This is a genomic window from Serratia sp. 121840015-1 (assembly GCF_053627655.1).
Map to the genome: position 1 here is coordinate 319191 of NZ_JBSEYF010000003.1, position 12497 is coordinate 331687.

The window sequence follows — 12497 nt, forward strand, 5'->3', positions numbered from 1 at the left end:
GTTATTCGCCCGTCGGCACCGCCGTTTCCAGCCGGTTGCGGCCATTTTGCTTCGCCCGGTAAAGCGCGCCGTCGGCCGCTTTCAGCCAGTCCAGATAACCGCCCAGCGCGGGGTGGTAGTTGGCGATGCCGGCGCTGATCTGCAGCCGCAGCTGTGGCGCCTCTTTGAAGATAACGGCGTCCAGCCGCTGCTGGATGCGCTGCAGGACGGTTTCCGCCTGTTCGGCGCTGGTGTTCGGCAGCACCGCGCCAAACTCGTCGCCGCCGTAGCGCCCGACGATATCCACGTTGCGCAAGCCAATCAGCAGCTCTTCCGCCAGCGCCGCCAGGGCCTCATCCCCCAGCGCATGGCCGAAAGTATCGTTGATGGTTTTGAAACGATCGATATCCATCAGGATCAGCGTGGCGTTGTCCTGGTAGCGGCGGCAACTGTCGAACTGACGATGCAGCAGATGCTCCCAATGGCGGCGGTTGTACAAGCCGGTCAGCCCATCGCGGGTGCTGATGCGTTGCAGCTCCTGTTTTTTTTCCGCCAGCCGTTTGGCGGTGCGGTAGGTCACCAGGCCGAGCAGCGTCGGGTAAAGGTAGATCATCGGCAGGCACAGATAGATTTGCAGCGGCGTGCTGTGCGGGTGGAACGGGAAACCGAGCAGCGCGCCGGTCAGCGCCGCCGCGGCCAATTGAATCGCCAACCCTTTGACAAACAGTGCCTTACCGGCCGAAGCGATGTTGTTCATGCTCATCATCGACAGGATGACGATCGCCGGCAGCGCGTTGAACGCCATCATCGCCGCCCAGAAACCGCCGAAGGCGGAGTCGATCAGCAGGTTGCGGATCTCGGCTTTGAACGGATCTTTGGCGCGGCAGGCCAGGCGGTAGGCGAGATGCGGCCAGAGAAAACCGTGAAAGGCCAGTAACAGCCAGACCGCCGTGGGCGGAGCCAAGGGATAGAGTGCGGCGCAAACGCAGATAAAGCCGAGCCCCAGACCGGCGACGCGGGGCAGATAGGTGCGTTTGGCGAAGCTGAGGCCGGATTTTCGGGCATCGAAAATGGGTGGGGCAATATACATCCGGCATCTCCCTGATAAGTATCACGGCAGCGTATCATGCGGGTGATAAACTAAGAATAGTCTGGGATTCACGCCGTGAGGCGGCGTGGCATTCCTGCGACGGATCTCACTCTGTTACATGTTGCGGTTGTGCGAGCGGGGGGAAAGTCGCTAAATATTCGCAGGCAAGGTCAGTTTTTCTCGCTGTTCACGCAGCGCTCTATGATAAGAAGGTGAGTATGGAAGGTATCAGCATTACCAAACTTCTGGTGATTGCGGTGTTGGTGATTTTACTGTTCGGCACCAGCAAACTGCGTACGCTCGGCGCCGATCTCGGCGCGGCGCTGAAAGGCTTTAAAAAAGCCGTGGGCGACGACAGCACGCCGCCGGCCGCCGGCAACAACACCGCCGAGAGCCAGTCCGCTCAGCAGAGCGTCGAAAAGAAAGACGTTTAATTCCGTCTGACGGCGCGCAATAAAAAAACGGATGCCTTGCGGACATCCGTTTTTTGGCGTTTCCGCCGTCTTTAGCGTAACAAACTATTACGCGTTATTTCACTTCCATCCCTTTGGCCTGCAGATCGGCGTGATAAGACGAACGCACGAACGGGCCGCAGGCGGCGTGGGTGAAGCCCATCGCCATCGCTTCTTCTTTCATCTCGTCGAACTCGGCCGGGCTGACGTAGCGCTGCACCGGCAGGTGGTGGCGGCTTGGCTGCAGGTATTGGCCCAGCGTCAGCATGGTCACGCCGTGGCGGCGCAGATCGCGCATCACTTCGACGATTTCCGCGTTGGTTTCGCCCAGGCCGACCATCAGGCCGGATTTGGTCGGGATATCCGGGTGCGCTTCTTTAAAGCGCTCCAGCAGCTTCAGCGACCACTCGTAGTTGGCGCCCGGGCGCACCTGGCGATAAACGCGCGGCACGTTTTCCAGGTTGTGGTTGAACACGTCCGGCGGCGTGGCGGTGAGGATTTCCAGCGCGCGGTCCATACGGCCGCGGAAGTCCGGCACCAGCGTTTCAATTTTGATGTTCGGGCTCTTGGCGCGGATGGCCGAGATGCAGTCGGCAAAGTGCTGAGCACCGCCGTCGCGCAGATCGTCGCGGTCAACCGAGGTGATCACCACGTAGCGCAGCGCCATGTCGGCGATGGTTTGCGCCAGCTTTTCCGGTTCGTTGGCGTCCGGCGCGATCGGGCGGCCGTGGGCCACGTCGCAGAACGGGCAGCGACGGGTGCAGATGGCGCCGAGGATCATAAAGGTAGCGGTACCGTGGTTGAAACACTCGGACAGGTTAGGGCACGAGGCTTCCTCACAGACGGAGTGCAGGCCGTTTTTACGCATGGCGGCTTTGATGCCCTGAATGCGCGTTGAGTCGGCAGGCAGTTTGATCTTCATCCACTCGGGTTTACGCAACAGCTCCTGCCGTTCGGTGACCACCGTTTTGACCGGGATCAGCGCCATTTTGTCAGCATCGCGGTATTTGACGCCGCGTTCCATCTGAATTGGTTTACTCATAATCGTGCAGGTTCCAGTTACGAAGCTCGACCGTCTGGTAGCCGAGTAAATGAACAAATTCCTGTACCAGGATTGGGTGTATGTCTTCAATGCCAACGCCGGGCGCCAGCGCGCTGACCTGCGTCATTTGCATGCCGGCGTAACCGCAAGGGTTGATGCGTTGGAAGGGGCTGAGATCCATCGCCACATTCAGGGCAAGGCCGTGGAATGAGCTGCCTTTGCGGATCCGCAAACCCAACGAACAGATTTTCTGCTCCCCCACGTACACGCCGGGCGCATCCGGACGGGCGCGCGATTCGAGGCGGAAGTGGGCGAGGGTGTTGATAACCGTATCTTCTATCGCCGTAACCAATTGGCGTACGCCGACCTTGTTGCGTTTCAGATCGACCATCACGTACATCACCTGCTGGCCCGGCCCGTGGTAGGTCACCTGGCCGCCGCGATCGCTCTGGACCACCGGGATATCGCCGGGCATCAGCACGTGTTCGGCTTTGCCGGCCTGGCCCTGGGTGAAGACCGGGTGATGCTGCACCAGCCACAGTTCGTCCGGCGTAGTCTCGGTACGACTGTCGGTGAAGTTATGCATGGCTTGGGATACAGGCGCGTAGGGCTGCAACCCCAGCTGACGCAAAATGATCTTGTCTGGTTGCAAAAGAGTCATCGTCAGGTTACAGAAGTGGTAAAGCCATTATACCGGGCGCTCCGGCCTGCGACCAGCCTTTCGCTGACCAAAAATGCGCAACCCGGGAAGACGCTGCGCCATCCCGGGTTGATAAGCAGGGGTTTATGCTGGAATTACAGCACCATGCGAACAATTTCAATGTTGCCCAACTCTTCGTACAGGGTTTCGACCTGCTCAATGTGAGTGGCGTTAATGGTGATGGAAACGGAGTGGTAGTTGCCTTTGCTGCTTGGCTTAACCTGCGGGTTGTAATCGCCCGGTGCATGGCGCTGCACCACTTCAACTACCTGGTCAACCAGCTCAGGCTGCGCCAGGCCCATCACCTTGTAGGTAAACGAGCAAGGGAATTCGAGCAGTTCGTTCAGTTTAGTTTTTTGCATGTGCGTGCGCTCCAGAGTGCTAGCTAATCTATAAATTATAACTCCCGCCGGGGCGGGAGTTAATGTTATTCAGTATATGGGGGCAATTTCGCCCGATTCAACCGTTAACCGAACCAGTGGTGGAACATCAGTTTGATGTAGTCCACGATGCGGCTGAAGAAACCGCCTTCTTTCACTTCGTTCATCACCACCAGCGGACGCTGGTCGATGGTTTTGCCGTCCAGCTGGAAGTTGATGCTGCCGACCACCTGGTTTTTCGCCAGCGGCGCGTGAATTTCAGGGGTGTTCAGCACGTAGCTGGCCTTCAGATCTTTCATGCGGCCGCGCGGGATGGTCAGGTAGACGTCTTTGTCCACGCCCAGCTCAACGCGGTCGGCATCGCCGAACCAGACCGGCTCGGAGGCGAACTCTTTACCGACCTTCAGCGGCGCCACGGTTTCGAAGAAGCGGAAGCCCCAGGTCAGCAGTTTCTTGCTCTCGGCTTCGCGGCCTTTGTAAGTGCGGCCGCCCATCACGGCGGAGATCAGACGCATCTGGCCTTCGGTCGCCGAAGCCACCAGGTTGTAACCCGCCGCATCGGTGTGGCCGGTTTTGATGCCGTCGACGTTCAGGCTGTTATCCCACAGCAGACCGTTGCGGTTCATCTGGCGGATGTTGTTGAAGGTGAACTCTTTTTCTTTGTAAATCGCGTACTCTTCCGGCACGTCGCGGATCAGCGCCTGGCCGATCAGCGCCATGTCGCGCGCCGAGCTGTACTGGCCCTGGGCATCCAGGCCGTGTACCGTCTGGAAGTGGGTGTTCTGCAGGCCCAGCTTGCTGACGTAGGTGTTCATCAGGTTAACGAACGCGTCCTGGCTGCCGGCGACGTAGTCGGCCATCGCCACGCAGGCGTCGTTACCGGATTGCAGGTTGATGCCGCGGGTCAGTTTGGAGACCGGCACGCGATCGCCCGGCTTCAGGAACATCAGCGAGGAGCCTTTGAACACCGGGTTGCCGGTCGCCCAAGCGTCCTGACCGACGGTCACCAGATCGTCCTGGCCGATTTTGCCCGCTTTCAGCGCCTGGCCGATGACGTAGCTGGTCATCATTTTGGTCAGACTGGCTGGATCGCGACGCGCGTCGGCGTTCATCTCGGCCAGCACCTTGCCGGAGTTGTAATCAATCAGGATGTACGCTTCCGCATCGATCTGCGGGACACCTGGGATCATGGTTTTGATGTTAACGTCATCGGCATGTGCAACGGAGGCTGCGCTCATTGCGATAACGGTGCCGAGTGCGATGCTTTTGATTAAGCGAAAAGAAGTTACTTGTTTCATGATCGGGACTACAACATCCGTGAAAGTAAAGTTAAAAAACGAGCCACACTATAGCAGATGCGATCCCGGCAGGCATTACCCATTCATCTGACTAATTGCGGTTAGAGAACTTTTAGCTGCAAGAAAATGTTTCAGCTAAATAACCGCTTATCAGCCGCGAATGCCCGCCGGGCTTAACGCTTAGGGTGCAGCAGTAACGAAAGACTGTTGTTGCGCTTCGCTGGCCAGGCGTTGCTGCAGCTGGGCCGCCTGCTGACGGCTGCTGAACGGGCCGAGCTGGACGCGATAAACGTTGCCGTTAGCCGCCACTTTGCCCGGCACGCCAAACTGCTGGCTCAGGCTTTGCTGCCAGCTCTGGGCGCGCTCGGCGCTGCTCAGCGCACCGACCTGCACCACGTAGCCGCCGGAGGAAGACGCGGCAGCCATGCCGGCAGCCGCGGCGCCGGCAGCGACCGGTGCGGCCACGGCTTCAGGTTCTGATCCTTCCAGCACGCCGGCCGGTACAGCGCTTGGCGCGCCGAGGAAACCGCTGCGGCCGCCGGTTGCGTTGCCGCCGGCGGCTGGCGCGTTGTTGTCGTCGGTGCGCAGGGTGCTGTTATCGATCGGGCGCACCGCCGCGCCGCTGGCGACCGGCACGTCCTGTTGGATCGGGGTGCCCATGCCGCTGGAGCCGAGATCCGGGCGTGCCGGCAGGGCGTAGCTCTGTTTCGCCACGATGGTGCCGATGGTGCCCGGGCCGCTCAGCGTGCCGTCCGGCGCCACGTTGATGAAATCGACTTTGACCTTGGTGTTGTTGGACAGGTTGAGGCGATCGGCGGCGGCTTTCGACAGATCGATGATGCGGCCCTTGGTGTAAGGCCCGCGATCGTTGACGCGCACCACCAACTGACGGCCGTTGGCCAGGTTGGTGACACGTACATAGCTAGGGATCGGCAAGGTCGGGTGCGCCGCGGTCAGGCCGTTCGGATCGAACTGCTCGCCCAGCGCGGTGGTGTTGCCGTTGGCTTCTTCGCCATACCAGGCCGCCAGGCCGGTCTGCGAGAAGTTCTGCGGATCTTTTACGATGCGGTAAGTATCGCCATTAACCTTATAATCCTGCATGTTATTAGGGTTATAGGGTTCATATTGAGGCTCGACGCCACCGATTTCCACCACCGGGCCGTTGTACGGCTGCTGTGGCGCCTGCTGTTCCGTGGTCGGGGCGGTACAGGCGGAGAGCAACACCGCCGCGACGCCGATCCAAAGCCATTCCTTACGCATTACTCACCTCTTATAAACTTTTAGACAGCATTTTCCGATGCGTGTGGATCGACATGATGATGCCGAAACCGGCCATCAACACTATCAGCGCCGAACCCCCGTAACTGACCAGAGGCAAAGGTACGCCAACTACCGGCAAAATGCCACTGACCATACCGATGTTAACAAAGACATAAACGAACAAAATCAGCATCAAGCCGCCGACCATCACGCGGCCGAAGGTGGTTTGCGCCTTGGCGGCGATCATCAGCCCGCGAATGATCACCAGCAGGTAAAGCGCCAGCAGCACCAACACCCCGATCAGCCCCAGCTCTTCGGCCAACACGGCGAAGATAAAGTCGGTATGGCGTTCCGGCAGGAACTCCAGCTGCGACTGGGTGCCGTGCAGCCAGCCCTTGCCGGACAGGCCGCCGGAGCCGATGGCAATCTTCGACTGAATGATGTGGTAGCCGGCGCCGAGCGGGTCGCTTTCCGGATCGAGCAGCATCATCACGCGGTCGCGTTGATAACCGTGCATCAGGAAGAACCACAGCACCGGGATAAAGGCCGCCAGCGCGACGGCGGCGACGGCGATCAGTTTCCAGCTCATGCCCGACAGGAACAGCACGAACAGGCCGGAGGCGGCGATCAGGATCGAGGTGCCCAGATCTGGCTGCGCGGCCACCAGCAGCGTCGGCAGGAAGATCAGCACCAGGGCGATGGCGGTGTTTTTCAGCGAAGGCGGGCAGACGTCGCGGTTCATAAAGCGCGCTACCATCAGCGGCACGGCGATCTTGGCGATTTCCGACGGCTGGAAGCGCACCACGCCGAGATCCAGCCAGCGCTGCGCGCCTTTACTGATCTGCCCGAAGGCGTCCACCAGGATCAGCAAAATCACGCAGAAGATATACAGATAGGGCGCCCAGCTTTCGTATACGCGCGGCGGGATTTGCGCCATGACGGCCATCACGATCAGCCCCATGACGATCTGCCCGATCTTGCGCTCCATCATGCCGATGTCCTGGCCGCTGGCGCTCCACATCACGAAGGCGCTGTAGACCAGCAGGGCCAGGATCAGCAGCAGGAACGTCGGGTCGATGTGGATTTTGGTCCAGATCGAGCCTTTTTGTTGGCTTTCAGTCATGTTCTACCTTAGTCACCTTCTACGCCAGGCGGCAGTGGGGCCTCGCTTGGCAATTGCGTATTGTTGTCGCCCAGCAGAATATGGTCGAGGATCTGGCGGGTGATGGTGCCCACCGCCGGACCGGCGCCGCCGTTTTCCAGAATGATGGCGACCGACACCGTCGGATTGTTGAACGGCGCGAAGGCGGTCATCAGCTTGTGATCGCGCAGGTGCTCCGCCAGTTTATGGGCGTTGTAAGTTTCGTAGCCGAATACCTGTGCGGTACCCGATTTCGCCGCGGCTTTGTAAGGGGCGTCCGCAAAGTATTTGCGCGCCGTCCCGTTCGGACGGTTGGCCACCCCGTACATGCCGTCTTTGGCGATTTCCCAGAAGCCGGAGTGAATATCGCCGATCTGCGTGTCTTCTTCCTGTTTGAACGGCACCAGCGCGCCGTTGACGCGGGTGCTCTGCAGCAGGTGCGGCGTTTTGACGGTGCCGTCGTTGATCAGGGTGTTCAGCGCCTTAGCCATCTGGATCGGCGTGGCGGTCCAGTAACCCTGGCCGATGCCCACCGGAATGGTGTCGCCCTGATACCACGGCTTTTTATAGCGCTTCAGCTTCCATTCGCGCGTCGGCATCAGCCCGGAGCGCTCTTCGGACAGATCGATGCCGGTGTACTGGCCGTAACCGAATTTGGTCAGCCAGGTCGACAGCCGATCGATCCCCATGTCATAGGCGACCTGATAGAAATAGGTATCTGCGGACTCTTCCAGCGCCTTGGTGACGTTCAGCCGGCCGTGGCCCCATTTTTTCCAGTCGCGGAAGCGTTTTTCCGAGCCGGGCAGCTGCCACCAGCCGGGATCGAACACCACGGTGTTTTTGGTGATCACCCCGGCGCTGAGCGCCGACACCGCGATGTAAGGCTTCACCGTCGACGCGGGCGGGTAAACCCCCTGCGTGGCGCGGTTGATCAGTGGGCGATTCGGATCGTTCAGCAGCCCCTGATAGTCCTTGCTGGAAATGCCGTCCACGAACAGGTTCGGATCGTAACTCGGGTTGGACACCATCGCCAGAATGGCGCCGGTGCGCGGATCGCTCACCACCACCGCGGCGCGGCTGCCTACCAGCAGCTGCTCGATATAGCGCTGCAGGTTGAGATCGAGCGTCAGGTAGACGTCCTGACCGGCGGAAGGCGGCTGCTCGTGCAATTGGCGGATCACCCGGCCGCGGTTGTTGACCTCGACCTCTTCGTAGCCGGTTTTGCCGTGCAGCGTGTCTTCGTAATAGCGTTCGATGCCCAGCTTGCCAATGTCGTGGGTCGCGGCGTAGTTGGCCAGCTTGCCGTCTTTGTCCAGGCGTTCGACGTCGCGGTCGTTGATCTTCGACACGTAGCCGGTGACGTGGGTGAGGGCGGAGCCGTAAGGGTAGTAGCGGCGCTGGTAGCCTTTCACTTCCACGCCGGGGAAGCGGAACTGATTAACCGCAAAGCGGGCGACCTGCACTTCGGTCAGCGCGGTTTTCACCGGAATGGAGACGAAACGGCGCGAACGCTTGCGCTCTTTTTCGAAATTGGTGATGTCGTCGTCGGTCAGGTCGACCACCGTGCGCAGCGCCTGCAGCGTGGCTTTGAGATCGTCAACCTTCTCCGGCATCAGCTCCAGCTGATAAATGGTGCGGTTGAGTGCCAGCGGGGTGCCGTTGCGATCGTAGATAATGCCGCGGCTGGGCGCGATAGGCACCAGCTTGATGCGGTTTTCGTTGGAGCGGGTGCGGTAATCCTCGACGCGGACCACTTGCAGATTATACAGGTTGGCGATCAGGATGCCGGACAGCACCAGGATGACCAAGAACGCCACCAGGGCGCGGCGTACAAACAGGGCGGATTCAGCCGTATAGTCGCGAAAAGGGTTACGTTCTATTTTCATCCCGCTGCTTTATTTCACTCTGTCACGGTCACCACCGGCTATTCCCGGTGGTAAGGATGATTTGTAGTAATACTCCAGGCGCGGTAGAGGCTTTCGGCCACCAGGACGCGCACCAAAGGATGCGGCAATGTCAACGGAGAAAGTGACCAGCTCTGCTCGGCAGCGGCTTTGCAGGCGGGCGCCAACCCTTCCGGGCCGCCGATCAGCAAGCTGACGTTACGGCCATCCTGCTTCCAGCGCTCAAGCTGCTGCGCCAGCTGCGGCGTTTCCCACGGCGTGCCTGGGATATCCAGCGTAACGATGCGGTTGCCTTTGCCCACCGCCGCCAGCATCTGTTCGCCTTCTTTGTCCAGAATGCGCTTGATGTCGGCGTTTTTGCCGCGTTTGCCCGCCGGGATCTCGGTCAGCTCAAACGGCATATCTTTGGGAAAGCGGTGCAGGTAATCCATAAAGCCGGTTTGCACCCAGTCTGGCATTTTGGTGCCGACCGCCACCAATTGCAGTTTCACCGCTTAGCTCCAGAGTTTTTCCAGCTCGTACAGGCGACGGCTCTCTTCCTGCATCACGTGCACGATCACTTCGCCCAGATCGACCACGATCCAGTCGGAGGCTTCTTGGCCTTTCATGCCGTACAGCTCCATGCCTGCAGCACGGGATTCCTGCACCACGTGGCTGGCGATCGACATCACGTGGCGAGTCGAGGTGCCGGTGCAGATGATCATGCAATCGGTGATGCTGGATTTGCCCTGGACGTCCAGAGCGATAATGTCTTGGCCTTTCAGGTCATCGATTTTATCGATGACGAAATCTTGGAGCGCTTTACCTTGCAAAGGTTCCCCCTCGGGTGTGTTCTGTTCAGTCGGCTGCGGCGGGCAAAATGCGCGCGCCGCGGCGTAACCGGATAATGGTTTCGGCAGGCTGCCGCTGAAAGCCAGCTAACTGGTGACTGCCCGGCCAGCTAAGGTTTCCGGGGTTTTCAGCGGATACCTGAAAAATAGCGGCGCAGTATATCACGCACCTTTCGCTAGCGATATAAACCCTGCAACTCGATGTAGCGCTGCACCGGGCGTGGCAGCAGGTCGTCGCAGTTGAGGCCCTGATGGCGGCGCTGGCGAATCTCGGTGGCGGAAATTTCCAGCTCCGGCGTATCGGCCAAATAGATATGGCCGTGTGGGCGACGGCTGAGCAGCGCCGGGTCGGCGGTGCGATGGCGTTCCAGCCACTGCTGCAGCTCCGGCGTGTCCATGCGATCGTTATAGCCCGGGCGCGCCAGCACCAGCAGATGGCAGACGTCCAACAGCGCCTGCCAGCGGTGCCACTTATGCAGCGTCAGCAGCGAGTCCTGGCCAATAATAAACGCCAGCGGCTGGGCGGCGCCACGCTCTTTACGAATCGTTTCCAACGTCTCGATGGTGTAGGAGGGAGTTGTGCGGTGCAGTTCGCGATCGTCGACCGCAAACAGCGGGTTGCCGGCGATCGCCAGCTCCACCATCTTCAGGCGCTGCTGCGCATTGGCCTCCGGCTGCGGGCGGTGCGGCGGCACGTGGTTAGGCAGCAGCGTGACGCGATTCAGGCCCACTTCGGCGGCCAACGCTTCGACCGGCCGCAGGTGGCCGTAGTGGATCGGGTCAAAGGTGCCGCCGAACAGCGCGTGCAAAACGGTGGGGTGTTCCGGATTAGTGGGCATCGCTAAAACTCGTGGCCAGGGGTTTGCCGCACAGCAGCATCGACAGGGTTTCCAGTTCCGGCCAGACCGACTGGCCATAGTCCTGCTTGAGGGTCAGCTCGATTTGCGTCAGCAGCTGTACCGCCTGCTGCAGCTGGGGGCCGGACAGGCGTTGCAACGCCTGGGTCACCAGCGGGCGGCGATTCTGCCAGACCTTGTGCTGATCGAACAGCGTGCGCAGCGGCGCGGAAGCCATGCGGCGCTGCAGCGTCAGCAGCAGCAGCAGTTCGCGTTGCAGAGTGCGCAGCAGGATCACCGGCTCCACGTCCTCTTGCTGCAGCTGCTGCAAGATATGCCAGGCGCGCTTGCTTTTGCCGGCCAGCAGGGCATCCAGCCAGTGGAACGGCGTGAAGTGGGCGGCGTCGTTCACCGCCTGTTCGACGCGCGGCAGCGTGAGCTTGCCGTCCGGGTGCAGCAGCGACAGCCGCTCCAGCGCCTGCGACAGCGCCAGCAGGTTGCCTTCGTAGCAGTAGCACAACAGCTGATTGGCGGCGTCGTCCAGCTCCAGCTTCATCGCCTTGGCGCGCGTGGCGACCCAGCGCGGCAGCTGTGCCTGTTCCGGCGTCTGGCAACTGACGAGGGCACCGTGCGGGCTGAGCGCCTTGAACCAGGCACTGTTTTCCTGCGCTTTGGTGAGGCGTGGGCCGCGCAGGATCAGCAGAATATCCTCGTGCAGCAGCGTGGCGAGTTTGGTCAGCTGTTCGCCGATCGGCGCCGTCGGGCCGTTTTCCGGGAAGATCAGCAGCAGCGTCTGGCGGCTGGCGAACAGGCTCATCGCCTGGCAGATGCCGAAGATGGCGTCCCAGTCGGTATGGGCGTCAAGGGAAATGCTGTAGTGCTCACTGAACTGCTGCTGTTGCGCGGCCTGCCGGAGCAAATCCTGGCTTTCCTGCAACAGCAGCGGTTCATTGCCGCTCAATAAATAACAAGCGCGCAGCCCCTCTCGGAGCTGCGCGGCAAGTTGTTCCGGATAAATGCGGATCATTGTGCGGTTTGGCTTGCCGCTCGTTCGCCGGCGGCAGCGGCTTTCTGCCGGTTCTCTTCTTCCGCCGCATGCACGGTCAGCAGTTTGCGCACCAGCTGTTGCGCCGCCTGCTCACGCATTTCCTGGCGAATGATCTCCTGTTCGGAGTCCTTGGCCAGCGCGGTCAGCGGGTTGTCGAAGAAGGAACGGAACACTTTCACCGACAGCGGATACAGGTCATGGCCCGGGATCAGCACCTGCGCCTGCACGGTCAGCACCAGCTGGTACTCGGCGGTTTTACCGTCCTGGAAGATAGAAGCGGTATCCTGGCTTTCCGTCGCGCCGAGAATGCGCAGGGAAGGCACGTCTTTACGCTTCGGATCGCTGACGATAGTCACATCGTTCAGACGCAGCTGCTCACGCACCGCGCGCGTCAACGGGCCGTAAGGGTCGGCGCTGTCCAGGATCAGCGTTTTCATTTCATTCGGCACCTGCGTGGTGCCACGCAGGTGAAAACCGCAGCCGGCGGTGACCAGCACCGCCAACCCCAGCAACAGCGTCAGAATACGTTGTCGCACA

Annotated in this window: 14 protein-coding genes; 1 reads left to right on the forward strand and 13 read right to left on the reverse strand. The window is 60.5% G+C overall.

The genetic code is table 11. From position 1 onward, the window contains the following. Position 1: 1 nt before the first annotated feature. Positions 2-1069 carry a diguanylate cyclase gene (locus ACUXAC_RS17765; protein WP_387443621.1) on the reverse strand — a complete coding sequence of 356 codons (1068 nt, stop codon included), beginning with the start codon at positions 1067-1069 and terminating at the stop codon, positions 2-4. A gap of 218 nt (positions 1070-1287) precedes the next feature. Here ACUXAC_RS17765 and tatA point away from each other — a divergent pair, with 218 nt between their 5' ends. Continuing rightward, positions 1288-1503, forward strand: coding sequence for a Sec-independent protein translocase subunit TatA (gene tatA, locus ACUXAC_RS17770; RefSeq protein WP_060440524.1), 216 nt, complete (start codon positions 1288-1290; stop codon positions 1501-1503). 94 nt (positions 1504-1597) lie between these two features. Here tatA and lipA read toward each other — a convergent pair whose 3' ends face one another. The 12 genes from lipA to lptE form a co-directional block, all read right to left on the reverse strand. Continuing rightward, positions 1598-2563, reverse strand: a complete 966-nt coding sequence (gene lipA, locus ACUXAC_RS17775) for a lipoyl synthase (protein ID WP_025301835.1) — start codon at positions 2561-2563, stop codon at positions 1598-1600. After that, positions 2556-3224 (reverse strand): lipoyl(octanoyl) transferase LipB, encoded by a 669-nt coding sequence (gene lipB / locus ACUXAC_RS17780; protein WP_049199992.1) that lies wholly within the window; start codon positions 3222-3224, stop codon positions 2556-2558. The genes lipA and lipB overlap by 8 nt, the downstream gene beginning before the upstream one ends. A gap of 134 nt (positions 3225-3358) precedes the next feature. Then, positions 3359-3625: a DUF493 family protein YbeD gene (gene ybeD, locus ACUXAC_RS17785; protein ID WP_004940012.1), complete on the reverse strand. Its 267-nt coding sequence runs from the start codon at positions 3623-3625 to the stop codon at positions 3359-3361. A gap of 104 nt (positions 3626-3729) precedes the next feature. Further along, on the reverse strand, positions 3730-4941 hold the full coding sequence (dacA, locus tag ACUXAC_RS17790; protein WP_004940010.1) for a D-alanyl-D-alanine carboxypeptidase DacA: 1212 nt from the start codon (positions 4939-4941) through the stop codon (positions 3730-3732). A 180-nt stretch (positions 4942-5121) separates the two neighbouring features. After that, positions 5122-6201, reverse strand: a complete 1080-nt coding sequence (gene rlpA, locus ACUXAC_RS17795) for an endolytic peptidoglycan transglycosylase RlpA (RefSeq protein WP_060423563.1) — start codon at positions 6199-6201, stop codon at positions 5122-5124. Positions 6202-6211: 10 nt separating this feature from the next. Then, on the reverse strand, positions 6212-7324 hold the full coding sequence (gene mrdB / locus ACUXAC_RS17800; RefSeq protein ID WP_004940006.1) for a peptidoglycan glycosyltransferase MrdB: 1113 nt from the start codon (positions 7322-7324) through the stop codon (positions 6212-6214). Between the two features lie 8 nt (positions 7325-7332). Then, positions 7333-9228, reverse strand: a complete 1896-nt coding sequence (gene mrdA / locus ACUXAC_RS17805) for a peptidoglycan DD-transpeptidase MrdA (protein ID WP_060423566.1) — start codon at positions 9226-9228, stop codon at positions 7333-7335. Positions 9229-9266: 38 nt separating this feature from the next. Beyond that, positions 9267-9737, reverse strand: a complete 471-nt coding sequence (gene rlmH, locus ACUXAC_RS17810) for a 23S rRNA (pseudouridine(1915)-N(3))-methyltransferase RlmH (RefSeq protein WP_004940002.1) — start codon at positions 9735-9737, stop codon at positions 9267-9269. Positions 9738-9740: 3 nt separating this feature from the next. Continuing rightward, the gene (gene rsfS / locus ACUXAC_RS17815) at positions 9741-10058 is read right to left on the reverse strand and encodes a ribosome silencing factor (protein ID WP_016928774.1); all 318 of its coding nucleotides are present in this window, start codon (positions 10056-10058) and stop codon (positions 9741-9743) included. A gap of 194 nt (positions 10059-10252) precedes the next feature. Next, positions 10253-10915 (reverse strand): nicotinate-nucleotide adenylyltransferase, encoded by a 663-nt coding sequence (gene nadD / locus ACUXAC_RS17820; RefSeq protein ID WP_015376938.1) that lies wholly within the window; start codon positions 10913-10915, stop codon positions 10253-10255. Next, entirely contained in the window at positions 10905-11939 is a 1035-nt protein-coding gene (gene holA, locus ACUXAC_RS17825) for a DNA polymerase III subunit delta (protein WP_055316089.1), read from the reverse strand. The genes nadD and holA overlap by 11 nt, the downstream gene beginning before the upstream one ends. Next, positions 11936-12496, reverse strand: coding sequence for an LPS assembly lipoprotein LptE (gene lptE / locus ACUXAC_RS17830; RefSeq protein WP_060440523.1), 561 nt, complete (start codon positions 12494-12496; stop codon positions 11936-11938). Before lptE ends, holA begins: the two co-directional genes overlap by 4 nt. Position 12497 lies beyond the last annotated feature (1 nt).